The 24,340-nt window shown below is 42.6% G+C and carries 32 protein-coding genes, 3 tRNA genes and 1 pseudogene; 34 read left to right on the forward strand and 2 right to left on the reverse strand.

Features of this window, described 5'->3' with window-relative positions; all coding sequences use genetic code 11:
* Nucleotides 1-31 precede the first annotated feature (31 nt).
* The 33 genes and pseudogenes from TERMP_RS00575 to TERMP_RS00730 all read left to right on the forward strand — a co-directional run bounded on the left by TERMP_RS00575 (nt 32) and on the right by TERMP_RS00730 (nt 18,971).
* Nucleotides 32-301: a 50S ribosomal protein L34e gene (locus tag TERMP_RS00575; RefSeq protein WP_013466394.1), complete on the forward strand. Its 270-nt coding sequence runs from the start codon at nt 32-34 to the stop codon at nt 299-301.
* 28 nt (nt 302-329) lie between these two features.
* Complete coding sequence (cmk, locus tag TERMP_RS00580; RefSeq protein ID WP_048159697.1) at nt 330-899, forward strand: (d)CMP kinase; 570 nt, start codon at nt 330-332, stop codon at nt 897-899.
* A 13-nt stretch (nt 900-912) separates the two neighbouring features.
* Nucleotides 913-1,165, forward strand: a pseudogene (locus TERMP_RS00585) (50S ribosomal protein L14e).
* A 53-nt stretch (nt 1,166-1,218) separates the two neighbouring features.
* Nucleotides 1,219-1,923, forward strand: coding sequence for an SDR family NAD(P)-dependent oxidoreductase (locus TERMP_RS00590; protein WP_013466397.1), 705 nt, complete (start codon nt 1,219-1,221; stop codon nt 1,921-1,923).
* A gap of 46 nt (nt 1,924-1,969) precedes the next feature.
* Nucleotides 1,970-2,194 carry a type II toxin-antitoxin system HicB family antitoxin gene (locus TERMP_RS00595; protein WP_013466398.1) on the forward strand — a complete coding sequence of 75 codons (225 nt, stop codon included), beginning with the start codon at nt 1,970-1,972 and terminating at the stop codon, nt 2,192-2,194.
* Nucleotides 2,166-2,405, forward strand: coding sequence for a type II toxin-antitoxin system HicA family toxin (locus TERMP_RS00600; protein WP_013466399.1), 240 nt, complete (start codon nt 2,166-2,168; stop codon nt 2,403-2,405). The genes TERMP_RS00595 and TERMP_RS00600 overlap by 29 nt, the downstream gene beginning before the upstream one ends.
* Before the next feature lie 9 nt (nt 2,406-2,414).
* Nucleotides 2,415-3,419 carry an RNA-guided pseudouridylation complex pseudouridine synthase subunit Cbf5 gene (locus TERMP_RS00605; protein ID WP_013466400.1) on the forward strand — a complete coding sequence of 335 codons (1,005 nt, stop codon included), beginning with the start codon at nt 2,415-2,417 and terminating at the stop codon, nt 3,417-3,419.
* 198 nt (nt 3,420-3,617) lie between these two features.
* Complete coding sequence (locus TERMP_RS00610; RefSeq protein ID WP_048159698.1) at nt 3,618-3,884, forward strand: hypothetical protein; 267 nt, start codon at nt 3,618-3,620, stop codon at nt 3,882-3,884.
* A gap of 132 nt (nt 3,885-4,016) precedes the next feature.
* Nucleotides 4,017-4,604 (forward strand): class I SAM-dependent methyltransferase, encoded by a 588-nt coding sequence (locus TERMP_RS11360; RefSeq protein WP_081452193.1) that lies wholly within the window; start codon nt 4,017-4,019, stop codon nt 4,602-4,604.
* A tRNA-Ser gene (locus tag TERMP_RS00615) sits at nt 4,590-4,676 on the forward strand. The genes TERMP_RS11360 and TERMP_RS00615 overlap by 15 nt, the downstream gene beginning before the upstream one ends.
* Nucleotides 4,677-4,716: 40 nt before the next feature.
* Nucleotides 4,717-5,163 carry a 30S ribosomal protein S13 gene (locus TERMP_RS00620; protein ID WP_013466403.1) on the forward strand — a complete coding sequence of 149 codons (447 nt, stop codon included), beginning with the start codon at nt 4,717-4,719 and terminating at the stop codon, nt 5,161-5,163.
* A 10-nt stretch (nt 5,164-5,173) separates the two neighbouring features.
* Nucleotides 5,174-5,719 (forward strand): 30S ribosomal protein S4, encoded by a 546-nt coding sequence (locus tag TERMP_RS00625; protein WP_013466404.1) that lies wholly within the window; start codon nt 5,174-5,176, stop codon nt 5,717-5,719.
* A complete protein-coding gene (locus TERMP_RS00630; protein ID WP_013466405.1) occupies nt 5,716-6,126 on the forward strand; it encodes a 30S ribosomal protein S11 in 411 nt (136 codons plus the stop codon). The genes TERMP_RS00625 and TERMP_RS00630 overlap by 4 nt, the downstream gene beginning before the upstream one ends.
* Before the next feature lie 33 nt (nt 6,127-6,159).
* Complete coding sequence (locus tag TERMP_RS00635) at nt 6,160-6,936, forward strand: DNA-directed RNA polymerase subunit D (protein WP_013466406.1); 777 nt, start codon at nt 6,160-6,162, stop codon at nt 6,934-6,936.
* A gap of 7 nt (nt 6,937-6,943) precedes the next feature.
* Nucleotides 6,944-7,031, forward strand: a tRNA-Leu gene (locus TERMP_RS00640).
* Nucleotides 7,032-7,081: 50 nt separating this feature from the next.
* A complete protein-coding gene (locus TERMP_RS00645; RefSeq protein ID WP_013466407.1) occupies nt 7,082-7,444 on the forward strand; it encodes a 50S ribosomal protein L18e in 363 nt (120 codons plus the stop codon).
* Nucleotides 7,445-7,450: 6 nt separating this feature from the next.
* On the forward strand, nt 7,451-7,879 hold the full coding sequence (rplM, locus tag TERMP_RS00650) for a 50S ribosomal protein L13 (protein ID WP_013466408.1): 429 nt from the start codon (nt 7,451-7,453) through the stop codon (nt 7,877-7,879).
* Between the two features lie 10 nt (nt 7,880-7,889).
* Nucleotides 7,890-8,297 (forward strand): 30S ribosomal protein S9, encoded by a 408-nt coding sequence (locus tag TERMP_RS00655; protein WP_013466409.1) that lies wholly within the window; start codon nt 7,890-7,892, stop codon nt 8,295-8,297.
* A 53-nt stretch (nt 8,298-8,350) separates the two neighbouring features.
* Nucleotides 8,351-8,548 carry a DNA-directed RNA polymerase subunit N gene (locus tag TERMP_RS00660; protein ID WP_013466410.1) on the forward strand — a complete coding sequence of 66 codons (198 nt, stop codon included), beginning with the start codon at nt 8,351-8,353 and terminating at the stop codon, nt 8,546-8,548.
* Nucleotides 8,549-8,569: 21 nt separating this feature from the next.
* Nucleotides 8,570-8,647 (forward strand) — tRNA-Pro (locus TERMP_RS00665).
* 21 nt (nt 8,648-8,668) lie between these two features.
* The gene (locus TERMP_RS00670) at nt 8,669-8,842 is read left to right on the forward strand and encodes a DNA-directed RNA polymerase subunit K (RefSeq protein WP_013466411.1); all 174 of its coding nucleotides are present in this window, start codon (nt 8,669-8,671) and stop codon (nt 8,840-8,842) included.
* A gap of 6 nt (nt 8,843-8,848) precedes the next feature.
* Entirely contained in the window at nt 8,849-9,874 is a 1,026-nt protein-coding gene (locus tag TERMP_RS00675; protein ID WP_013466412.1) for a hypothetical protein, read from the forward strand.
* 5 nt (nt 9,875-9,879) lie between these two features.
* Complete coding sequence (gene rpsB / locus TERMP_RS00680; protein WP_013466413.1) at nt 9,880-10,485, forward strand: 30S ribosomal protein S2; 606 nt, start codon at nt 9,880-9,882, stop codon at nt 10,483-10,485.
* 83 nt (nt 10,486-10,568) lie between these two features.
* Complete coding sequence (locus TERMP_RS00685; protein WP_013466414.1) at nt 10,569-11,447, forward strand: MEMO1 family protein; 879 nt, start codon at nt 10,569-10,571, stop codon at nt 11,445-11,447.
* A 25-nt stretch (nt 11,448-11,472) separates the two neighbouring features.
* A complete protein-coding gene (locus TERMP_RS00690) occupies nt 11,473-11,925 on the forward strand; it encodes a hypothetical protein (protein ID WP_013466415.1) in 453 nt (150 codons plus the stop codon).
* A gap of 23 nt (nt 11,926-11,948) precedes the next feature.
* Nucleotides 11,949-12,326: a type VII toxin-antitoxin system MntA family adenylyltransferase antitoxin gene (gene mntA, locus TERMP_RS00695; protein ID WP_013466416.1), complete on the forward strand. Its 378-nt coding sequence runs from the start codon at nt 11,949-11,951 to the stop codon at nt 12,324-12,326.
* Nucleotides 12,323-12,982, forward strand: coding sequence for a HepT-like ribonuclease domain-containing protein (locus TERMP_RS11660; RefSeq protein ID WP_013466417.1), 660 nt, complete (start codon nt 12,323-12,325; stop codon nt 12,980-12,982). The genes mntA and TERMP_RS11660 overlap by 4 nt, the downstream gene beginning before the upstream one ends.
* Complete coding sequence (locus TERMP_RS00705; protein WP_013466418.1) at nt 12,954-13,955, forward strand: mevalonate kinase; 1,002 nt, start codon at nt 12,954-12,956, stop codon at nt 13,953-13,955. The genes TERMP_RS11660 and TERMP_RS00705 overlap by 29 nt, the downstream gene beginning before the upstream one ends.
* Nucleotides 13,952-14,752 (forward strand): isopentenyl phosphate kinase, encoded by an 801-nt coding sequence (locus TERMP_RS00710; RefSeq protein ID WP_013466419.1) that lies wholly within the window; start codon nt 13,952-13,954, stop codon nt 14,750-14,752. The genes TERMP_RS00705 and TERMP_RS00710 overlap by 4 nt, the downstream gene beginning before the upstream one ends.
* A gap of 35 nt (nt 14,753-14,787) precedes the next feature.
* The gene (fni, locus tag TERMP_RS00715; protein WP_013466420.1) at nt 14,788-15,909 is read left to right on the forward strand and encodes a type 2 isopentenyl-diphosphate Delta-isomerase; all 1,122 of its coding nucleotides are present in this window, start codon (nt 14,788-14,790) and stop codon (nt 15,907-15,909) included.
* Between the two features lie 83 nt (nt 15,910-15,992).
* Complete coding sequence (locus TERMP_RS00720; protein WP_013466421.1) at nt 15,993-17,318, forward strand: RNase J family beta-CASP ribonuclease; 1,326 nt, start codon at nt 15,993-15,995, stop codon at nt 17,316-17,318.
* Nucleotides 17,319-17,322: 4 nt separating this feature from the next.
* A complete protein-coding gene (locus tag TERMP_RS00725) occupies nt 17,323-18,351 on the forward strand; it encodes a polyprenyl synthetase family protein (RefSeq protein WP_013466422.1) in 1,029 nt (342 codons plus the stop codon).
* Nucleotides 18,351-18,971 carry a DUF3267 domain-containing protein gene (locus TERMP_RS00730; RefSeq protein ID WP_013466423.1) on the forward strand — a complete coding sequence of 207 codons (621 nt, stop codon included), beginning with the start codon at nt 18,351-18,353 and terminating at the stop codon, nt 18,969-18,971. The genes TERMP_RS00725 and TERMP_RS00730 overlap by 1 nt, the downstream gene beginning before the upstream one ends.
* Here the strand turns inward: TERMP_RS00730 and TERMP_RS00735 are convergent.
* Nucleotides 18,943-20,319 (reverse strand): ATP-binding protein, encoded by a 1,377-nt coding sequence (locus TERMP_RS00735; protein ID WP_013466424.1) that lies wholly within the window; start codon nt 20,317-20,319, stop codon nt 18,943-18,945. The genes TERMP_RS00730 and TERMP_RS00735 overlap by 29 nt on opposite strands.
* 88 nt (nt 20,320-20,407) lie before the next feature.
* Here TERMP_RS00735 and TERMP_RS00740 point away from each other — a divergent pair, with 88 nt between their 5' ends.
* On the forward strand, nt 20,408-21,343 hold the full coding sequence (locus tag TERMP_RS00740; protein ID WP_158304562.1) for a HEPN domain-containing protein: 936 nt from the start codon (nt 20,408-20,410) through the stop codon (nt 21,341-21,343).
* 38 nt (nt 21,344-21,381) lie between these two features.
* Here the strand turns inward: TERMP_RS00740 and leuS are convergent, their stop codons facing one another.
* Nucleotides 21,382-24,258, reverse strand: coding sequence for a leucine--tRNA ligase (leuS, locus tag TERMP_RS00745; RefSeq protein WP_013466426.1), 2,877 nt, complete (start codon nt 24,256-24,258; stop codon nt 21,382-21,384).
* Between the last annotated feature and the right edge of the window lie 82 nt (nt 24,259-24,340).

The following is a 24,340-nucleotide window of genomic DNA, read 5'->3' on the forward strand; positions in this document are numbered from 1 at the left end:
CTGAACAAAAATGCTAAGCGAGGTGGAGAAAATGAAACCAATGTATAGATCAAGGTCATGGAGGAGGAAATACGTTAGAACCCCTGGAGGAAGGACTGTCATACACTTTGAGAGAAGGAAGCCAAAGATAGCCCACTGTGCAATGTGTGGAAGGCCACTTAACGGCATTCCAAGAGGAAGACCAAGTGAACTGAGGAAGTTGCCAAAGACCAAGAAAAGACCAGAGAGACCAATGCCACACCTCTGTCCAAGCTGCATGCGCAAGGTTATGAAGGCTCAGGTTAGAGCTCAAATTTCCTGATTTTTTAAAACTTTTATAAGTGGTTGAGATGCCAAAAGGTTGCTTAGTGATAACAGTAAGCGGTTTAGCTGGTTCAGGCACAACGACGCTCTGCAGGAACATCGCCAGGCACTACGGATTTAAGCACATATATGCCGGCTTAATTTTCAGACAGATGGCAAGGGAAATGGGAATGACCCTGCAAGAGTTTCAAAAATACGCTGAGCTCCACCCAGAGATCGACAGGGAAGTAGATCGGAGGCAAGTTGAGGCTGCAAAGGAGTGCAACGTCGTGATTGAGGGTCGTTTAGCTGGTTGGATGGTTAGGAATGCTGACCTTAAAATATGGCTTGATGCCCCAATTAAAGTTAGAGCTGAAAGGGTTGCGAGAAGAGAGGGCATTAGTGTTGAAGAGGCATTCATGCAGATTGCCGAGAGGGAAAAGCAAAATAGGAAAAGATATTTAAACCTTTATGGCATTGACATCAACGACCTTTCGATTTATGATTTGGTTATAAACACTTCGAAATGGTCGCCCGATGGGGTCTTCGCTATTGTGAAGGCCGCCATCGACCACCTGTACCCCGATGGCGACACGGGGTTTAGAAAGAAAAAATGAGGAGGTGGGATGAATGCCAGCAATTGATATAGGGAGAATAGCTGTTGTTATTGCCGGAAGAAGAGCTGGACAAAAGGTTGTTGTGGTTGATATAATTGACAAGAACTTCGTCCTCGTTACCGGAGCTGGTTTGAACAAGGTTAAGAGAAGAAGGATGAACATAAAGCACATTGAGCCGCTTCCGGAGAAGATTAACATCCCGAGAGGAGCAAGCGACGAGGAAGTTAAGGCTGCTTTGGGAGCAGGCTGGAATCAGCTTGGCTTAGTTTCAAGCCAAGCTTTTTGACTTCTCTTTTCTATTCTTACCTGGGTGAGATTTATGAAAAATGCACTTGTTACTGGAGCTTCCGGTGGAATTGGAAAGTTAATTGTAAAGAAGTTGATTGAAGAGGGTTATTTTGTTATTGGAGTTGGCAGGAATGAAAAAGCCCTGAGAGAGCTTAGCACACTCGAAAATTTTGACTACATTATTATGGATTTAAGTGAAAAGGAAGCGGCAAAAAGGATTAGAAAGGCGCTGGAACAAAGGAGTATTGGGAGGCTTGACCTTCTCATCAACAACGCGGGCTTTGCTATAGCTAAACCCCTTCTTGAGCAGGATGAAGATGAGCTTGAGAGGCTTTTCAGGGTAAATGCAATAGCCCCAATTGCGCTTACGAAGGAGCTTCTGGACATGATTCCAAAAGGTGGGAAAGTAGTTTTTGTAATTAGTGGTGTTGCTTTTATAAATTCTGTGGATTTACCGGCTTATGGTGCATCAAAGGCAGCCCTCCACTATCTTGCAATGAATCTTGAAAAAGAGCTTAAAAATAGGGGCATTAGTGCCATTCGGATTTACCCAAAACAGGTTGCTACCCCTTTCTGGAAGAGAGTACCAAAGGGAGCAATCCCAGCAGAAAAAGTTGCTGATGCCATTATTGAAGCAATTCACAAAAACAAAAGTGAGGTTTTTGTTCCCTTTTACATCAGGATGGCGAAGTACTTCCCGGGATGGCCCGCATTTGATTATAAGTTCAAATTCTGAGGGCAGATTTATAAAGCAAAATACTAAATTTTAATGAGGTGAGAAAATGCTAACTCTTCACGCAGTGATATGGGAAGAAGAGGGAGTGTACGTGGTTAAGGAGGTCTTTACAGGAGTAACTACCCAAGGTGAAACTATTGAAGAAGCACTTGAAAATTTAAAAGAAGCTGTAGAGTTGTATTTGGAGGAGTTTCCGGAACTAAAAGAGGAACTTAGGAAAATAAAGCTTATTGGGGATTTCAATGTCCAGATTGCCAAAGCTCTCGGGTGAGGAAGTTATCAAAGTTCTCGTTAGGAAGTTTGGGTTCAAAGTTTCAAGACAAAAAGGAAGCCATGTAGTACTGGTTAAATATATTGATGGCAGAAAAATAGGTACTGTTGTTCCCTTGCATGAGGAGTTAAAACTTGGAACACTTTTAGGAATTCTTAAATTAGCTGGCGTAGATAAAGATGAATTTATTGAAGTTTTAAATGATCCATAGGTGATGCTCATGGCGAGAGATGAGGTTAGGAGAATCCTTCCTGCAGACATCAAGAGGGAAGTGTTAATCAAAGATGAAAAAGCTGAAACTAACCCAAAATGGGGCTTTCCTCCAGAAAAAAGACCAATAGAAATGCACATGCAGTTTGGTATAATCAACTTAGACAAGCCTCCAGGGCCGACAAGTCACGAGGTTGTTGCGTGGATTAAAAGGCTCTTTAACTTAAAGAAAGCTGGTCATGGGGGAACACTTGATCCAAAGGTCAGCGGAGTTTTGCCTGTCGCCCTTGAGAAAGCAACCCGTGTTGTTCAGGCCCTTCTACCTGCTGGAAAGGAGTATGTGGCTTTAATGCATCTTCACGGTGATGTTCCAGAGGATAAAATCTACAAAGTCATGAAGGAGTTTGAGGGGGAAATCATCCAGAGACCACCGCTTAGGAGTGCTGTTAAAAGAAGATTGAGAACAAGAAAAGTTTACTACATCGAGATTTTGGAGATTGACGGCAAGGATGTGCTCTTCAGAGTCGGTGTTGAAGCTGGAACCTACATACGTTCACTAATTCACCACATAGGACTGGCTTTGGGAGTCGGTGCTCACATGGCCGAGCTGAGAAGAACGAGAAGCGGGCCGTTTAAGGAGGATGAAACATTAGTGACTTTGCACGATCTTGTAGATTACTATCACTTTTGGAAGGAAGATGGAATTGAAGAATACTTCCGCAAAGCAATCCAGCCGATGGAAAAGGCTGTGGAACATCTGCCAAAGGTCTGGATTAGGGATTCAGCGGTTGCTGCCGTGACTTATGGAGCTGATTTGGCAGTTCCTGGGATTGTTAAGCTTCATGCTGGCATAAAGAGGGGGGATTTGGTTGCTATAATGACGCTCAAAGATGAGCTTGTTGCGTTAGGAAAAGCTATGATGACGAGTCAAGAGATGCTCAACAAGAGCAAGGGAATAGCTGTTGATGTTGAAAAAGTCTTCATGCCAAGGGACTGGTATCCAAAGATGTGGTGATTGTGGGGTTTTCATAGACTTCTTTTTTCCACTGTTGCACTCATTTGGATATCACTTTACTCCCTCTAAATAGGCTAGTGAAACTATAGCTGGAATACCTCAATTCCACAAAAAAGCGGAAATAATGACGTTTGGTAAAAGGAAAGGTTATAAGGAATTGAACATTAATTTGAGTGACCACTATGGAGATGTGGTAATATGATGTCATGGGACAAACTAGGAGTCTATGCTGGTATGTTTATTGGCTCATTGTATTTTCTTTTCCTTTTAGTGTATCGGAAAAGGATAGGTAGAGAAGGCTGGCTCTTAAATATTGAAATAGCGTTGTTTGTTTTGTCCATAAGCATTGCAAATTATATGTCTCTTCGAGGATATACAGGGGCAACTGTTCCTGGAGCCCTGTCTTGGGCATGGTTAATCATCATAGCTTTGACCACACTGTATGTAGTTAAATCCGGACATTGACAGGGTGATAACTTCATGTCTCTCAAAAATCTCTCCCTCATAGATTGGGGTAATCATTAGCTTTTTTCCACTGTTGCATAACACATTGTCTCATAGAGCCATCTTTTTAAACCCTCCAACAAATCTTCAACCATGAGCCACTACTATTCCAAAAATCCCAATGTTCCACTAAAAACCAAGACAATTAAGGTATTTATTAGAGGACAGTATTTTAAGTTCATTACAGCGAGCGGAGTCTTCTCCTTTGGTAAATATGATGAAGGCACTCGGTTATTGGTTGAAAATGCTATTCTCGAAAAAGACTGGCGTGTTTTGGATTTGGGCTGTGGGTATGGTGCAATTGGCATTGTGATATCTAAATTCGTTGATTACGTTGTCATGACTGACATTAACAGGAGAGCAGTAAGCATAGCAAAGAAAAACTTAAAAATCAACAATGTGAAGAATGCCGAGGTTAGGTGGGGCAATCTTTATGAACCCATCAAAGGAGAAAAGTTTCACAGCATAATTACAAACCCTCCGGTGCATGCTGGCAAGGAAGTTTTGAGGGAAATAGTTATAAATGCTCCCAAGCATCTCTACGATGGAGGTCTGCTCCAGCTGGTGATAAGAACTAATCAGGGCGCAAAGTTTATTAAAGCCCTAATGGAGCAAACCTTTAATGATGTAAGAGAATTAGCTAAAGGGAGTGGTTATAGGGTATATGCCGGGATCGCCTAGCCTGGGATGGCGCGGGCCTTGAGAGCCCGTGGGCGTTTGCCCGCCGGGGTTCAAATCCCCGTCCCGGCGCCAAAATCCTCTTTGAAGGATTGAAGCTGGAGGTGTAGTTATAATGGCAGATTTCAGACACATCGTTCGTGTTGCGGGAGTCGATTTGGATGGGAATAAGCAACTTAGATGGGCGCTCACAGGAATAAAAGGGATAGGCATAAACTTTGCCACGATGGTGTGCAGAGTTGCTGGATTAGATCCATTTCAGAAGGCAGGTTATCTAACAGACGAGCAGGTTAAGCTCATTGAGGAAATCCTTGAGGATCCAGTTAAACATGGAATCCCACCCTGGGCAGTAAACAGACCAAAGGACTACGAGACTGGAAGGGACATGCACCTCATTGGTGCAAAGCTTGTCATGGCATGGCGTGAGGACATCAACAGGCTCAGGAGAATTAGGGCATACAGAGGCATTAGGCACGAGCTTGGCTTGCCATTGAGAGGACAGAGAACAAGATCAAACTTCAGAAGAGGAACAACAGTCGGTGTAAGGAGAAAGAAGAAGTGAGGTGATATAAATGGGAGACCCTAAGAGACAAAGGAAGAAGTACGAAACTCCCTCTCATCCATGGATTAAGGAAAGGCTTGACAGAGAAAGAGTTTTGATGAAGAAGTATGCTCTCAAAAACAAGAAAGAGCTTTGGAAGCACGAGACTCAGCTTAAGGAGTTCAGAAGAAGAGCAAGAAGACTTCTTGCGGCAAGAGGGAAGCAGGCAGAGATTGAGAGACAGCAGCTCCTTCAGAGATTAACAAGGCTTGGGCTTCTTCCAGAAAATGCAGTATTGGATGATGTTCTCTCACTTACAATTGAAGACATCTTGGAGAGAAGACTTCAGACACTTGTTTATAAGAAGGGACTTGCAAGGACAATTAAACAGGCAAGACAGCTCATTGTTCACGGGCACATAGAGGTCAACGGGCAAATAATCAGGTCACCAAGCTACCTCGTTCTCAGAGAAGAAGAAGATGGCATAACCTATGCAAAGACCTCGCCTTTTGCTAAGGAGTCACACCCCGAGAGGGTTGTTATTGAGCAGGCTAAGCAGGCGGGTGAGGCTCAATGAGTGAGGAGGTAAATATTAAGAAGAAGGAGAAATGGGGAGTTGCTCACATTTACTCCTCATACAACAACACCATAATTCACATAACTGACCTCACAGGTGCAGAGACAATTTCAAGATGGAGCGGTGGTATGGTTGTTAAGGCAGACAGAGATGAGCCATCTCCGTATGCAGCAATGATCGCTGCCAAGAGGGCAGCTGAAGAGGCTTTGGAGAAGGGTATTGTTGGTGTTCACATTAAAGTTAGAGCCCCCGGAGGAAGTAAGAGCAAAACACCTGGACCTGGTGCTCAGGCGGCAATTAGAGCTTTAGCCAGGGCTGGTCTCAAAATCGGTCGCGTTGAGGACGTAACACCAATACCTCATGATGGTACAAGACCCAAGGGCGGTCGTAGGGGTAGAAGAGTTTAGCTTTCTTTACAACTTCTTTTTTGGTGAGAAAAAATGAAAATCAAAGTTCTTGAAAAAAGGGAAGATGCAATTCGCTTTATCTTAGAGGGCGTTGATGCAGCTTTCGCAAATGCACTGAGAAGGGTGATAATCGGAGAGGTCCCGACTTTTGCAGTTGATGAGGTTGAGTTCTATGAGAACGATTCAGCCCTTTTCGATGAGATTATAGCCCATCGCTTGGCTATGATACCCCTTACCACTCCATATGACAGGTTTGAGCTTGATGCTCTTGAGCTTGATGAATATACTGTCACTTTAAGCTTAGAGGCTGAAGGACCGGGTGTAGTGTACTCAGGTGATTTAAAGAGTGATGACCCTGATGTTAAGCCTGTGACACCAAACATACCGATTGTAAAGCTGGCTGAAGGTCAAAAATTGACTCTAAACGCCTATGCCAAGCTTGGAAGAGGAAAAGATCATGCGAAGTGGCAGCCGGGCTTTGCTTATTACAAATACCTCACAGAGATTCATGTCAGCAAAGAAGTTCCAGAGTGGGAGAAAATAAAGAAGCTGGCAAAGAAAAGAAAGCTACCTACCGAAGAAACCGAAGAGGAGCTGGTAATAAAGACAATAACCGCTTTCTATCTTCCAAGAGAATTTGAGCAGTACATTGGCACTCTGATTAAAGAAGAAATTGTGCCGGATACATTCGTGTTTACAGTAGAAAGCAACGGAGAACTGCCAGTTGAGGAAATAGTGAGCATAGCGCTCAAGATTTTAATGAGAAAGAGCGATAAATTTATAAACGAGCTTCATAAATTAGCCGAATAGCCGTAGTGCGGGGGTTGCCGAGCCTGGTCAAAGGCGCGGGATTCAGGGTCCCGTCCCGCAGGGGTTCCGGGGTTCAAATCCCCGCCCCCGCACCATAATGATCACCCCGTCCCTCGCTGCGAGAAGGAATTGAGGAGGAATGCTCATGAAGAGAACTGGTCCAACTGATATTAATTTGAGAAGGCTTATAAGATATTTAAGGAAGAAGTCAAACGAGGAAGGAGTAAAGATATGGAAGGACATAGCTTGGCGTCTTGAAAGACCAAGAAGGCAGAGAGCTGAGGTAAACGTCAGCAAAATTAACAGATACACAAAGGAAGGGGACGTTGTTATAGTCCCAGGAAGCGTTCTTGGTGCAGGAAACCTTGACCATAAGGTTATTGTCGCCGCGTGGAAGTTCAGCGAAAAAGCTAAAGAAAAGATTATCAACGCTGGTGGAGAGGCAATAACAATTGAAGAATTAATCGAGAGAAATCCAAAAGGTAGTGGAGTAATCATAATGGAGTGATGGGCTATGAGAATTATTAACGCTGAAGGTCTCATATTGGGAAGACTTGCATCAAAAGTCGCCAAGATGCTCCTTGAAGGTGAAGAGGTTATTATTGTCAACGCTGAAAAAGCTATAATCACTGGAAACAGAGAGGACATCTTTGCAAAGTATAAGCAGAGGACAGAGCTTAGAACAAGGACAAATCCAAGAAGAGGTCCGTTCTATCCAAAGAGAAGTGACGAGATCGTCAGAAGGACAATCAGAGGGATGCTTCCATGGAAGACCGACAGAGGCAGGAAGGCTTTCAAGAGACTCAAGGTTTACGCCGGTGTTCCAAAGGAGTTTGAAGGAAGAGAGTTTGAGACAATAATGGAAGCACATATGTCAAGGCTTAAGACACCTAAGTATGTGACGGTTGGGGAAGTTGCAAAGTATTTGGGTGGAAAATTCTGAGGTGATAATAATGAGGATCATTCAAACGGCCGGAAAGAGAAAGACCGCAATTGCAAGGGCAACGATTAGAGAGGGTAAGGGCAGGATAAGGATCAACAACAAGCCCGTTGAAATCATTGAGCCGGAAATCGCAAGATTCACAATCCTTGAGCCGCTTATCTTAGCTGGTGAAGAAATCGTCAGCAAAGTTGACATTGACGTCAAAGTACAGGGTGGAGGATTCATGGGGCAGGCTGAGGCTGCAAGAGTCGCAATTGCAAGGGCTTTAGTAGAGTGGACGGGAGACATGAATCTCAAGGAGAAGTTCATGAAGTACGACAGAACAATGCTTGTCGGTGACAGCAGAAGAACTGAGCCACACAAGCCAAACAGGTCAACAAAAGGTCCAAGAGCAAAGAGGCAAAAGAGCTATCGTTGAATTGGTTTGCTTTCCTTTAACACTTTAGGTGAAAACGTTAAAAGGTGATTTGGTTGATAGTTCCCGTGAGATGCTTTACATGTGGAAAGGTCATAGGTGATAAATACTACATCTTTAAAGAGCGCGTTGAGAATGGTGAAGACCCTGAGAAAGTGCTTGACGACCTTGGATTGGAGAGATACTGCTGCAGGAGAATGCTGCTCACTCATGTTGAGTTGATTGATGACATAATGCAGTATAGAGTGTATTGAAAAAACCACATTTCTTTAGGTGGGGCCGTGGGGTAGCTTGGTCCATCCTCTCGGCCTGGGGCGCCGGAGACCCGGGTTCAAATCCCGGCGGCCCCACCAAAATTGGCATATGTGATAAACATGTTCAAGTACACGAGATTTGAAAAGGCGAGAATCATTGGAGCAAGGGCACTGCAGATAGCAATGGGAGCTCCCGTCTTGATTGACGTTCCAGAGGGCATAACCCCGTTGGATGCTGCAATATTGGAGTTTGAAAAGGGTATAATACCAATAACCGTTATAAGGCCGAGCTGATGAAAGATGACGATAATAGAGAACGTTGTGGGTAGGGTTACAATCCTCAGAGGTGGCAAATATTCGATTGAAGTTGATGTTATAACCAGCTCTGGCTTTGGGAGATTTGCAGCTCCCGTTGACGAGAACCCTTCCCTATACATTGTTGAAGCCCACAGAGCTGTTAGCGAAGTAGATGAGATTATAGGCCCTGAATTAATTGGGTTTGATGCTCAAGAACAGGAGCTCATTGACAGTTATCTCTGGGAGATTGATGGGACGGACAATTTGAGCCATATAGGTGCCAACACTGCATTGGCTGTTTCAGTAGCTGTCGCAAAAGCTGCAGCTAACGTCAAGAAGATGCCTCTTTACAGCTACATCGGAGGGACATTTACAACGGAACTTCCAGTGCCGCTCATCGGCTTTGCAAGTGATGAGGCTTTTGAGTACTACGTTATGGTCAGAGATTTGATGGAGATAACAGATGTTGTTGATGCGATGGTCAAGATTGAAGAACACGCAGAAAAAACAAGTGTTGAGGAGCTTTCAAAGGCTTCAGAAGCCGCAAGTGATGAACTTGGATTGGATATTGCAATAGGGATTGTTCAAAAAAGACCTCTTGAGCTTGAAGAAGTTCTCAGGACGGTAGAGGACAACAACATAGCCTATATAAAGCCGCTTGGAGGGGAAGAGCTTTTCCTTGAGCTCATTGCCAGCACACATGGAGTTTTTGTTGATGGTGAATACCTCTTTAAGGAGAAGGATATAATTGATAGGAGGTACTACAACGCGCTTTCAATAAAGCCTATAAACTTCGGCACACTTACCGACTTATACAACCTTGTGAATGATGCGAAATCCGAGAGGATTACGCCCATATTGGCTGAGGCAAAGTTTGAATCAGCTGATGAGGCTTTGCCTCATATGGCTGTTGGGCTCAAATGCCCAGCTATAATGCTTTACAAAGATTCGCTCGTTAAAATAAACGAACTGATTAGGATAGCCGAAGATTTGGGTGAAAGAGGAAGGATAATAACATTTGAGGGGTGAAAGGAATGGATGAGTATTTGGTTCCACTTGACCAATATTTGGCGGCTGGAGTTCACATCGGAACACAGCAGAAAACTAAGGATATGAAGAAGTTCATATATAGGGTCAGGCAAGATGGTCTCTACGTTTTGGATGTTAGGAAGACGGATGAAAGGCTCCGCATTGCTGGTAAGTTCCTTGCAAAGTTTGAGCCAGACAAGGTCTTAGCGGTCAGCGTTAGACTCTACGGTCAGAAGCCTGTTAAAAAGTTCGGTGAAGTTACAGGGGCGAGGGCAATTCCGGGGAGATTCCTTCCAGGGACAATGACAAATCCAGCAGTCAAAAACTTCTTTGAGCCAGATGTTTTGATTGTCACAGACCCGAGGGCTGACCACCAGGCACTCAAGGAAGCTGTTGAAGTTGGAATTCCCATCGTAGCCTTAGTTGATACCGAGAACTTGCTCAGCTATGTTGACTTGGCAATTCCAACAAACAACAAAGGTAGAAAGGCTCTGGCCTTGATTTACTGGATACTTGCAAGGGAGATCCTCTACAACCGCAAAGAAATCGAGAACAGGGAGGACTTCAAGGTTCCAGTCGAGGACTTTGAGATGAGGATTATTAGGACTTAAGCTTTCTTTTCTTCATTCTTAGCTTAATGATTTTAACCAAAATGCTATAAGTTCTTCTGCGTAACTTATTTTGGGTGGTAGTGATGATTAGGTATCCTGCCGTAGCAGGCAGCTTTTATCCCACTGGCGAAGAGCTTGTGATAATGCTTGAACGCTTTTTCAGTGACTTGGGTGAGCTTGGCAGTGAGAGAAAGATAACAGCAGGCGTTGCACCTCATGCCGGCTATGTTTTCTCTGGTTATACGGCTTCAAGAACATACAAAGCTATTTATGAAGACGGTCTTCCAGAGACATTCGTCATAATAGGACCAAATCACACTGGCTTAGGCTCACCTGTTGCCGTATATCCAGAAGGAGAATGGATCACTCCGTTAGGAGGGGTTGAAGTGGATGCCGAGTTAGCCAAAGCAATTGTCAAGAATTCCAGCATTGCTGACTTGGATGAGCTGGCTCACAAGTATGAGCATTCCATAGAGGTTCAGCTACCATTTATACAGTACATAGCTGATAAAGCTGGCAGGAAAATCAAAATAGTGCCGATAACTCTTGGGCTTCAAGATGAGGAGGTTGCTGAGGACTTAGGAAAAGCAATTTTTGAAGCATCTCAAGAGCTTGGCAGAGATGTTGTTGTGATTGCAAGCACTGACATGATGCACTATGGCTACATGTACGGCTACATTCCCTTCAGGGCGAGAGGAGAAGACTTGCTCGGCAGGATTAAGGAGTGGGATTTCAGGGTTATTCAGAGAATCCTGGAGTTTGACTACAAAGGTATGTTCGATGAGATAAGGAAAATGGATCACACAATGTGCGGTCCAGGTGGAGTTGCCGCTGGGATAGTGTTTTCAAGGTTAGCTGATGCTAATGAAGCAGAACTTTTACACTACACTACAAGCTTTGAAGTCAGCAGAAGTACAGATGCAATAGTTGGCTATGCGTCAGTTGTGATGAGAAAGACGTGAAAAAGCCAAAAAGAGTGTTAACGATATGGCAGTTGATGGCATGACCCAAAAATTGCTTAAAGGCGTGGGCTTTCTCCTTTTTATACTTGCTGTTATCTACCTGCTGGAATTTCTGCTTAACATGGATACTCCTTATTTTAATGACTCAGATGCTGTGGAGCTTATCTTGAAGTCTGCCGTGTATTTCTTTTTAGTTGGTGGAATGCTGATATTATTTGCTGTAGCCTACTCTGAAATCAACAACTCATGTGTAAAAGCTTTAGGTGGAACAGTTCTTTTAGGGTTAGCTGCACTACCCGGATATAGTGTTAGTGTAAAGTATCTAACAAGGAAATGCTGTTCTTCCTGCAGTACATTTAAGATGCATTGGATTGTTGATGTTATAGGTTTGTTCATTTTTACATTTGCCGTTGGAGGTATAATCCTTCTATGGTTTCAATATCTAAGAGTCCTGTGTGAACAACCAAAAGGAAAATAAATTCGATGGATGTACTTTAAACCATGAAGATTGAAGATGCAGTAAGAAGAATCCTCGATCTTGACAAAGAGGGAAAAGTTAAATTCATAATTCTGTACGGCTCTCATGCGAGAGGAGAAGCTCGAAAGGATAGCGATGTTGATTTATGCATTTACTATGACGGCACAAAGAGAGAGGCTTTTGAATTCAGGATGAAGATCCTTGGGGAACTTCCAGATAATTACGATGTGCAAATCTTCAACTTGTTGCCAATCTTTCTCAGAAGGGAATGCCTAAAGGGTGTTGTGCTGTTTTGCAGGGATTGGGGATTTTTGTATGACATCGCATACAAGACCATTGAAGAGTTCGAAGATTTCAAGCGGTATTACTATGACTACATTGGTTTGGAGGCGATAGAATGAGAACCCTTGAAGAGATACAAAAGATACTCCAGACTCATAAAGAAGAACTCTACAAAAAATTTGGAGTTAAGAGGATTGGGATCTTCGGGTCTTATTCAAGAGGGGAGCAAAAGGAAACAAGTGATATTGACATTTTAGTTGAATTTGGCAGACCTATTGGATTTATTGAGTTCATTAAGCTTCAAGAATATCTCGAGAGTCTACTTGGAGTTAAAGTTGATTTAACTACAAAAAAAGCATTGAAGAAACCAATTAGAAAGCAAAATTCTCCAAGAGGTGAAATACATATGAGAAATCCATATCTGTATATTGGAGATATCCTTAGGTCAATTGAAAAAATAAAACGTTACACCGCCGGCATGTCTTTTGGAGATTTCATGAGAGATGAAAAAACTATCGACGCAGTCTTAAGAAACTTGGAAGTTATAGGAGAAGCTGCCAAAAATGTCCCAGAAGAAATCAAGCAAAAATACCCTCAAATCCCTTGGAAGGAAATTGCTGGAATGAGAGACAGGCTTATTCATGCTTATTTTGGAGTTGATTTAGAGATCGTCTGGCAGACTATAATCTCAGATTTGCCAAGCTGGAATTTGAATTATTTAAAATTATCAAGAAGGAGGGTCAGAAATGAGAGTTCTCGCTTCAGCTCCAGCTAAAATTATTCTCTTTGGTGAGCACAGCGTTGTTTATGGAAAACCTGCCATAGCAGCCGCTATTGATTTGAGAACTTATGTCTGGGCTGAGTTCAACAAGAACGGGAGAATTAGAATTGAGGCAAAGGATATTAAAATCCCCGGGTTAACCGTGTCTTTTTCGGAAAGTGAAATTTACTTTGAAACCGACTACGGAAAAGCAGCTGAGGTTTTGAGCTACGTAAGAGAAGCCATAAACCTTGTTTTAGAAGAAGCAGGAAAGCAAAAGGGAGTTACAGTATCTATAACGTCACAAATTCCTGTTGGTGCTGGTTTGGGTTCATCAGCAGCTGTGGCAGTTGCAACAATCGGTGCAGTTTCAAAGCTTTTAGGCTTGGAGCTCACAAAGGAAGAAGTTGCAAAGCTCGGACATAAAACTGAGCTTTTAGTCCAGGGAGCTTCGAGCGGAATTGATCCAACAGTTTCGGCAATTGGTGGTTTCCTTTACTATGAGAAGGGTACGTTTGAGGAGTTACCAGCAATAGAACTGCCGATCGTTGTCGGATACACTGGTTCAAGCGGCAGCACAAAGGAGTTGGTTGCAAAAGTGAGAAGGAGCTTTGAGGAGATGCCCGATATTATCACTCCAATCCTGAACTCAATGGGCAAGGTCGTTGAGAAAGCCAAGGAGGTTATTCTGGCGGATTATGATAAAGAAATTAAATTCCAGCTTCTTGGACAACTCATGAACATAAATCATGGTTTGCTTGACGCTCTTGGAGTCTCAACAAAGAGCTTAAGTGATTTGGTATATGCTTCGAGGGAGGCTGGCGCTTTAGGGGCAAAAATTACGGGCGCCGGTGGTGGGGGGTGTATGTACGCCTTAGCTCCAGGAAAGCAGAGTGAAGTGGCAACAGCAATAAAGATTGCCGGTGGAATGCCTATGATAACAAAGATCAGCAGGGAGGGTCTTAGAATAGAGGAGGTTGAGGAATGATAATCATCAAACTTGGTGGAAGTGTAATAAGTGACAAAGAGAAGGAATACTCGTTTCACAAGTACATAGTAGAGCAGATAGCTGAAGAAATTGCCCAGTTTTATCCAGAAGAGAACTTCATATTGGTTCACGGTGGCGGGAGCTTTGGGCATCCAAATGCAAAGGAATACAAAATCCCAGAAGGGCTTGTTGGAAATGTTGATAGAAAGAGAATTGGTTTTTCAAAAACGCATCAGGCAATGCTCAGGCTTAATGACTTGATAGTTCAAACTTTCTTAGAGAAAGGCTTGCCCGCTTATTCTGTATCTTCCTCATCGATTTTTCTGATTGAAAATAAAGAGATAGTTTATGCTGAGCTTGAGATTTTGAGAAAGCTTCTCGAGCTTAAGTTTATCCCCATTCTGTTTGGGGACACGGCAATAGCTCTCGATAAGGGCATAGGCATTCTTTCGGGAGATCAGATAGTAAGCTATTTAGCAAAGATGCTTAAGCCGAACAAAGTCATCTTTTTGATGGACGTTGATGGAATTTACAACAAAAATCCAAGGGAAAGAGATGCAAAGCTGATTGAAGAGCTCAATGCTGAAGAAATTAGGCATTTGCTGGAAAGTTCAGAGTCAGCTGGAATTGATGTAACTGGAGGAATTGGAAACAAGCTGAGAGAGGCTTTAAAGATAGCAGAGCACAGTGAAGTTTATTTCATAAACGGGAAAGTTAGAGGAAATCTGGGCAAGGCCATCAAAGGTCAAAGAGTTGGCACAAGGCTTAGAAAACTTGAGCATCCAAAAATCTCTTAACCTATTCTTGCACTTTTCATTTAGGAGGTGCTTTTATGGGCAAGGAGGAGCTCACGATAATTAGGAAGTTTGAACATATTGAGCACTGCCTAAAGCGGCAAGTTGAGGCTCATGTAACCAATCAATTCGAAAATATTCACTTTGTCCACACCTCTCTCCCGGAAATTGATAAAGATGAAATTGACTTGAGCGTTGAGTTTCTTGGAAGGAAATTTGACTATCCTATAATGATTGCTGGAATGACAGGTGGAACAAAGGGCTCTCAGCTCGCTGGAAGGATAAACAAAACCTTAGCTAAGGCTGCCCAAGAGCTGAACATTCCAATGGGGGTTGGAAGTCAGAGGGCGATGATTAGAAATCCAGAGACATGGGAGAGCTACTACGTTAGGGATGTTGCACCCGATATCTTTCTTATTGGAAACTTAGGTGCTCCCCAATTCGCTGAGACCATGCCAGATCGTTATGGTATTGAAGAGGCACTAAAGGCTGTCGAGACGATTCAAGCCGATGCTTTAGCTATCCACATGAATCCCCTCCAAGAGAGTGTCCAGCCTGAAGGGGATACTCAATACAGGGGGATTCTTAAAGCGTTGGCTGAACTTAAGAGTGAGTTCCCATATCCAATAATAGCCAAAGAAACAGGCGCTGGAGTTTCAATGGAGGTTGCGATAAAGCTTGAGAGCATTGGCATTGATGCGGTTGACGTTGGTGGTCTTGGAGGCACGAGCTGGAGCGGTGTTGAGTATTACAGAGCAAAGGACGAGAGGAGCAGAAATCTGGCTCTGAAATTCTGGGACTGGGGAATTCCCACAGCAATTAGTGTTGTGGAAGTTAAATATGCAACCGACTTGCCGATAATAGCAACTGGCGGAATTAGAGATGGTATAATGATTGCAAAAGCCTTAGCCCTTGGAGCAAACTTGGCTGGAGTTGCGTTGCCTCTGCTGAAACCTGCGGTTAAGGGCGATGTTGAAGGAGTCATTAGGGTTCTCCAGAGGTACATTGACGAGCTTAGAAATGCCATGTTTCTTGTTGGAGCGAGAGATGTGGAAGAGCTTAGAAAAGTTCCGCTGGTGATTACAGGCTTTGCAAAAGAGTGGCTGGAGCAGAGAATCGATTTGGCTGAGTTTCTCAGAGTAAGGCGGAGAAAAGCTTAGCTTTTTAAACCCTACCTTCAATTATTACTTAGCTTGACCTTATGCTCGTGAGAGCTTAGAGGTCAAACACGGGAGGAAAAGACATGATAAATATTTACACTTTAGGCGGTTATGAGGAAGTAGGTAAGAACATGACGGCTGTTGAATACAACGGGGAAGTTGTGATAATAGACATGGGCATTCGCTTGGATAGGGTTCTCATTCATGAAGATGTTGAATTTCAGAAAATGCCTTCAAAGGAGCTGAGAAAAATAGGTGCAATTCCTGATGACACTCCAATTAGAAATAAGAAAGTCGTTGCAATTGCCTTTTCTCACGGTCATCTCGACCATATCGGTGCGATAGCAAAGTTGGCCCCTCACTATCCAGACGTTCCAATTTACGGAACTTCATACACCATAAAGCTTGCAAAGAGCGAAGTTAAAAGTGAGCAGTATTTTGAAGTTAAAAACCCAATGTATGAAACTCAGTATGGTGAAATTGTCCAAGTTAGTGAAAATTTGGCAATTGAATTTGTTCAAATCACTCATTCAATCCCTCATTCTTCAATAGTTGTTGTCCACACTCCAGAAGGTGCTGTGGTTTATGCATGCGATTACAAATTTGACAACAACAGTCCTCTTGGGGAAAAACCTGACTATAAGAGACTTAAAGAAATTGGCAAAGAGGGAGTTAAGGTTTTAATAGCAGAATCAACGCGTGTTGCTGAGCAGACAAAGACTCCAAGTGAAGCGGTTGCAAAAATGCTCCTTGAAGACTTTTTCTACTACGACGGAATGGATGAAAAAGGGTTGATAGCGACAACTTTTGCTTCTCATATAGCCCGCCTTCAGGAGCTTATAGAGATAGCCAACAACATAGGACGGCAAGCTATTTTGGTTGGCCGTTCTTTGGCAAAGTACACCGGCATAGCTAAACAATTGGGGTTAATAAAAATGAAAGGATCGAGAGTTCTCAGGAGTCCAAATGCAGTTCAAAAAGTTCTCAGAGAAGTCTCTCAGGCGAGGGAAAATTATCTCTTAATTGTAACTGGACATCAAGGAGAACCAGGGGCGGTTTTAACAAGAATGGCAAATGGGGAGCTTTACAATATAGGAAAGGATGATACCGTTGTTTTCTCCGCGGGGGTTATTCCAAACCCTCTAAACATAGCTCAGAGGTATGCGCTGGAAACCAAATTGAAGATGAAAGGTGTTAGAATGGTAAAGAATCTTCACGTTTCTGGTCATGCCTCAAGAGAGGATCACCGTTATCTGATTAAGATGCTCAACCCTGAAAACATCGTTCCGGCTCATGGAGAGTTTAGAATGCTCACTCATTACGCTGAACTTGCAGAAGAGGAAGGATACCTAATTGGTAGAGATGTGTTTGTCTCAAGAAATGGATATAAAGTTGAAATTTCGAGGTGATACTATGAGCAAGTTTGACGCACTCTTCAGGTCAATAAAAGAAAAAGCAAAAGTCGTTGATGATGTCATCTTTGAGCTTTTACCTGAAAAAGAGCCAGAAGAATTATATGAGGCAACCAGACACTACCCATTAGCTGGAGGGAAAAGAGTTAGACCTTTCGTCGTTCTAACTGCCGCAGAAGCTGTTGGGGGAGACTGGAGAAAAGCCCTCTATCCAGCGGCGGCAATAGAAATTCTCCACACTTATACGTTAATCCATGATGACATCATGGATATGGATGAGACAAGGAGAGGAAGAGCAACAGTTCACAAAGTATGGGGTATTAACATGGCGATTCTTGCTGGAGATTTAATGTACTCTGTTGTCTTTGATGCGGCAACAAAAGCTCCAGTCAGTGCAGAAAAGATTGTTGAAATTGTCAGGGCGATAGCAAGAGCGGGCATTGAGATATGTGAGGGGCAGGCTCTTGACCTTGAATTCGAGACAAGAGATACAGTCACAATTGAGGAGTATCTGAAGATGATTGATGGTAAAACTGCAGCCCTCTTTGATGCATCGGCAAAGATAGGCGGCATAATTGGAACAGACAACCAAGAGTACATACAGGCTCTGTCAAAGTATGGAAGAAACGTTGGGATGGCATTTCAGATTTGGGATGATGTCCTTGACTTAATTGCCGATGAGAAAAAGCTCGGAAAGCCCGTTGGGAGTGACATAAGGAAAGGCAAGAAGACGCTTATAGTTGCTCACTTCTTCCAGCATGCGAGCGAGGAAGATAAAGCCGAATTCTTGAAGGTGTTCGGCAAATACGCTGGAGATGTTAAGGGAAAGGGAATAATTGAGGAAGACATCAGAGAGGAGGTTGCAAAAGTAATTGAGTTGCTCAAGAAGTACGGAAGCATTGATTATGCCTCAAGATTTGCCAAAAACTTAGTGAAGGAAGCCAAAGAAGCCTTGAAAGTTCTTCCAGAAAGTGAAGCAAGGAAGAATCTTGAGTTATTAGCTGATTTCATAGTGGAGAGGGAGTATTAGTGGATGCTCCCTACTCCCTTCGCTTGAATGATTACGAGGGGGAAATAATTTCGCTGGCTTTCATTTTATTTGTTTTATCTGGTTTAGTTTTGAGTCCGCTGGATTTCAGCATTAACTTTGCATCTTTTTGGAGTGTTTTACACTATTTGCTCCTTCCGTTAATATTTGTTGTTCTGACTCATGAAGGACTTCATGCCCTGACTGCAAGGCTCTTTGGAGCTAAGGTCGAGTTTGGAATTTCAGTTTTTGGAAAAATAAATTTGGCTCCATATACTGCCGTGAGGACTCCTCTAAGAAAGAAGAAATGGATGTACATTATAATTGCTCCTGTTTTGCTGTCTATCATAGCTTATGTTCTCGCCTTCACCTTGCAAAGCCCATGGTGGGGAATTGTTTTTGTTTTTAACACTTCTGGTTTAGCTGGTGATTTGTTAATCTTGATGATTCTCGGCAAAATGCCTGATGACGCTTTGATTGCGGATGAAGGAGTCGTGATGAAGTCCACACATGGATTCCCAGGAATTTCGAGGAGAGTTTCCATGATTATCAAGATCATTGCTTTAGCTTTGCTGCTCTATATCATTTTGAACTTTAAGGTTGAGGTTGTTGTGGAGAAGTGAAGTCACTAAGGTCAAACACCAAATAGCCTTTCTCCCTAAGTTCTTCTTTCCTATCGGCATGTTTTGCAATCAATCCGTAATGCTCTGCTTTTGTGTTTATTTTAATGCTTTTGCGCTTTTCTTTTAGTTCCTTTAAGATTTTTATTGCATCTTTGTACGAAAGTTCCTTCCATTTGACCTCAAAGAAACCCGCTTCGTGCGTGATGCTATTAATAATCACCAAGTCAATCTCTTTTTCTTTGTCCCACCATCTGCCAATTTTTGTGAACTTGAAGGGAAGTTTGCTTTCAATATTCAGTTTAATCAGAAATTGCCTTGCAACTATTTCAAAAACTTCTCCAAGATATTTATTGAAATCCTCTCTAAAATCTTCAAAGCTTATTGCTCCAATCTCTATGTCATCTTTGTAGGGATAAACAAAGCGAAGCCAAAAACGATAGTAAAAGTCTTTTACTCGGTAAACTCCAAACTTTCTGCGCTCTCTTTGTGTTATCGGAAACTCTTTGTAGACTAAGTCGAGTGTTTCAAGTGTTTTCAGGTATTTTGGTAGGTTTGTTATTGCAATCTTGGTTTCGTTGGCTATCTCCGTGAGCTTTGTTTTTCCTTCATTGATGGCTTTTAGAATATTTAGATAGTCTATTGGTTCTCTAAGTTCATCTTTTAGAAGTCTCTCGGCATCCTCATAAAGGATGCTCACCTTGTTGTAAAAATTGCGTTCGATGTTTTCTTCAACGCTCAGCGAGTTGTCAAAGTGCTGGAAATATGCGGGAATTCCATCGATGCATCCGTAAACTTTCACGAGCTCATCCCATGAGTAGCGGGGAAAAACTTCTTTTAAGTGGAAGAACCCAATAGGTGAGAGCTTTAGCTGAGCGGTTCTCCTTCCGTAAAGGGGGTTTTTGTAGCTCATCAAGCTTTCCATTGTGGAAATTGAAGATCCGAGAAGAATGAGCATAATCTGTGAGTCTTTTAAAATTTCATCCCATATGTACTGAAAAACTGAAGGAATTGATTTGTCCTCCTCCACCCAGTATGGAAACTCATCAATGACAAAGACAAGCCTTCCAAAATCTTTAACTTTTTCAAAGAACTCCTCCAAGCTGTGGGCTTCAATGAAGACGTTGAACTTTCTGTTAAAATTCTGGATTAGACGATTAAGCTCAAGTTCTATTGGCTGTTTTCTCGCTAAGAAATAAAAGCTCGGCTTGTCTTTTATGAACTGCTTTATTAGCTCAGTTTTTCCAATTCTTCTACGTCCATAGATTAGGATAAGGTGCGCTCTATTTTGAATGTAAAGCTCCTCGAGGGCTTTGAGTTCTCCTTCTCTATTGATGAATTTTAGTATCATGATATTTAATATCACGTTATTAAATTTAAGAATTTCGGTTGTGACTCTCTCGGAGAATATTTTTAATCAAGATGTTGAATATTTAAATATGGAGCAAACTATGAGCAAAGACAACCTAAAATATTGTTGGGAGGAGTACTATTATATTGGACTGCAAGAATTAAATTCATCGAAGTGTTTATTTGAGCACGATTTTTATCCTCAGGCATTATTTCATCTTCAACAAAGTGTAGAAAAGCTTGTTAAGACTGTATTCTTCATGACCATTTGGGGATTGTATTCCAGTAATTTTTCTTTGTTCAAAAAAGCACTAGAGGACTGCAATATTCTCAGAAAAAGCCAAATAGGGAAATTAACATTAGAAAATTTCTGTATTGAGTTACCAAGAATGTTTGGCCACAATCCCACCAAAAAATACTTGGAATTCCTCGTTTGCGTGGCTACTAAATACTATGAACAGGGTCCCCAGGTTGTGAGTGACAACAAGAAGGAGAAGGTGGACAATATGATAAAGGATCTCAGAGAGTTCTTAGGAAAACCTGGAAAAGTTATAAGGGGATTTACTCCAACCCTTGTCCTAGAAAAGGTAGCAGAAATAGAGCATATCAAAATGGATCCCGATGAAATGCGTTCTTATTTAGATGAGCATATTGATAGCATCTCCTCAGAAAATGATCGAATTCCATCTGAAACGTTTAAATATTTTTATAAGGAATTTTTACCTCTTTTCATAGGTTGGTTTAATGCATTTTTGGATATATTTGAGATAGTATGGCTTGGAATACTTTTTGAAGCAGATAATGTCCATAGTTGGACTAGGTATCCTACTGAAAGCATGACTCCCTTAGAACTTACAGAAGAGAAAATGAAAGAATTCAAGTTTCTTGAGTTACTGGATACTGTGGGTAGACTTTACACCTTGCCAGAGCAGATACTTCAAATGAAGACTAGTTTTGAGGAGAAAAAGCCTTTATTCAAGAAATTTTTTAAGCAACTTGTCCAAACTCAGGAAAAAAGAATATAATGTTATATAAAATAAAGAATAAGGGTTAAGATTTGGAATTACTCAATAAACACCGCAGGCTTCATCGGCATTGCCTGTTTAGCTTTTCCACCCTTGTCCTCCTCTGGATTAATGATTATTTCTAAGCCAAGCTCTTTCTCAATGAAGTCTTTTGCTTCTTTCAATGCTTTTTCCTCATCAATGCGCTTTATCTCAAAAGCCCTCTCCTTAATCAGCTTGTTCACCAAGCTTGCAACTTCTTTGCCCTTCTTTCTCATCTCTGGATCCTTCATGACTTCGCTCATCACGGCTTTAAAGTCTCTCTTCTCTGCGACAATCTCAGCAACCTTCCACTTCCACTCTGGGGCAGTGTAGATGTAAGCCCTCTTTGCATCTTCCAGCTTTGCAACCCTTATGATTTCCTTAATGTCCTCAATCAGCGACTTAATGTAATTTTCTTCCAGCTCTATTGTTTCGTTCCACCACTCTGGATTTGGCTCAGGCCACTTAGCCAGACTGACAAATCCATCTCCGCCCAACTTTTCCCACAGCTCCTCACAGATATGCGGTGTAAACGGTGCCATCAGGCGAACCCATACATCTGCCAGTGTTCTCAAGACATAGCGCTTTGCTTCGTCGTCTCTGCCTTCAGTTCTCCTCATGTACCATCTCAAGTCGTTCAATATGCTGTAGAATGCCCACTGGACAGCAGTCCTTGTTCTGAATTCTTCCAAGGCTTTAGTTGCTCCCTCAATTGCCTTATTTATGCGGTGCAGCATCCACTTGTCAATGTCTTTCAGCTCGGCTGGCTTCGCATCATATTCTGCAAATTCGCTTATCAGCTCATAGAACCTCTCCAGCTGTCCTTTCAGCTTTGATACCTCTTTGCTCCTCCAGTCAAAGTCGCTGTCATGCTCAGCCAGGCTCATTATGTACAGCCTCACAACATCGGCTCCGTTCTCATTTATTGCATCAATGAAGTTCAGCACGTTTCCTTTGCTCTTGCTCATCTTTTTGCCTTCCAGCGTTCCGTAGCCGTTGACGGCTATTCCCTTTGGCCAGTACTTCTTGTCAAAGATTGCTACATGGTTGAAGACGAAGAACGTCAGGTGGTTTGGGATTAGGTCCTTAGCGGAACATCTCCAGTCCAGCGGATACCAGTACTCAAATTCCTCCTTCATTTCCTTGATTACCTCTGCTGGGATTCCAGTCTTGTTACTCAGTTCCTTCTCTTTCTCTCCGCTCCTCTCTTCCAAGAAAATGTAATCGAACAGCTCTGGAATCAGTTGCTCCCCTTTGATGCCGTACTTGTTAATAGCTCTTGAGATTGTATAGTAAGCCATGTAAATCGTCGAATCGCTCAAGCTCTCAATCACCCATTCTGGATCCCAAGGTAGCGGGGTCCCCAGTCCAATCTTTCTGGCACATGCCTTCTTCTCTATCCAATCAAACACCGCTCTAAACTGGGCTCTCCTTGACTCTGGAATTATTTTCATCTGCTCCAAGCACTCAAAAGCCTTAGCTTTCCACTCTGGGTTTCCATAGTCAATGAACCACTGGTCGTGGATTATCTTAACCACAGCTCTGTTTCCAAATCTTGAAATAACATTCTTATCTGCGAACTCGTACATAATATCGGCGATTCCTTTCTTCTTCATGTCTTCGGCAACTAAGTCCTTGACTTTGCTGACTGGAATGCCCTTGTACGGCTCAATCTTGAAGATGCCCTTATGGTATTCAGCCTTGTATATTGTTTTTGTTGCCTGCTCCAGCTTTTCTTTATCCTCTTGACTTTTTACTCCCAATTTTTCTGCTTCCTCAACTGCTGGGAACTCGCCGTAGCCTTCCAGCTCAATCAGCGAGATGTATGTGATGTTTTCGACGATTCTTGGGTCAATATCGTATTTCAGCAGAATCTCTGTGTTTCTCTTTAAATCTTCTAAGGCGGCATGATCAAATGGAGCATGCGCTGGAACGCTCATAACGACACCTGTTGCATTATCTGGATCTACGAAATCTGCTGGTAGAATTATTACCTCATCTCCAGTGACGGGATTCTTAACCCACTTGCCTATCAGCTTCTCCCCCTTGAACTCCTCCAAGACTTCAATCTCTTTATCTTGGAAGCTCAGCTTATATGCTGCCTCTTTGCTGACTATCCACGTCTCTTCCTTCCCTTTGTATTTCACTTTAGCTTTGACATATGTGGCATTGGGATTCAGCCACATGTTGGTTACTCCGTAAACTGTCTCTGGCCTCAGTGTTGCAGCTGGTAAGTAGATAATCTCACCATTCTCCTCCAAGATGAACTTAATCAGGATGTACTCCAAAATTGGAACATCTTCTCCATCCATTAAATCGTGGTCACCGAGCGGAGTGCCGACTACGGGATCCCACCTAACCCTGTGGGCTCCCTTGACTATCAGTCCTTTCTCTTTCAGCCTCAAGAACTGCCAAGTTATGAAGGCGTTAAACTGTGGATGCAGAGAAGTTGTGTGAAACTCTCTACTCCAGTCAACGCTGAATCCAGCCCTAATGAATGTCTCTTTTGCTGCTTTCATGAAGTATTTGACGATGTTTATTGGGTCTTCAAACGTCCACAGAATTTCTTCCGGTACTTTGTAAACGTCTCTGTAAACGAAAATCGTCTGAGGATCGCGGTGCTTTATTCTTTCAGCAATTCCAACTATTGGAGAACCTGTGATGTGCCATGCCATTGGGAACAGGACATTGTAGCCCTGCATTCTCTTGAATCTCGCTATAACATCTGGGATTGTGTACGTCCTTGCGTGCCCAACGTGCAGATGCCCTGATAGGTATGGGAAAGCAACTGTAATGTAGAACTTTGGCTTATTTCTATCTATCTTTGGCTCAAAGATTTTCTCTTCGTTCCACTTCTTCTGCCACTTCTCCTCAATAGCCCTAAAATCTACCATAGTCTGACCTCCTTATGGTTGTTTGAACATCAAAAAGAATTGACGAGAATTTTTGAGAATGCCAAATAGGGGGATTATCGAA

Origin of the sequence: Thermococcus barophilus MP (genome assembly GCF_000151105.2) — an archaeon.
GTDB classification, from domain to species: domain Archaea; phylum Methanobacteriota_B; class Thermococci; order Thermococcales; family Thermococcaceae; genus Thermococcus_B; species Thermococcus_B barophilus.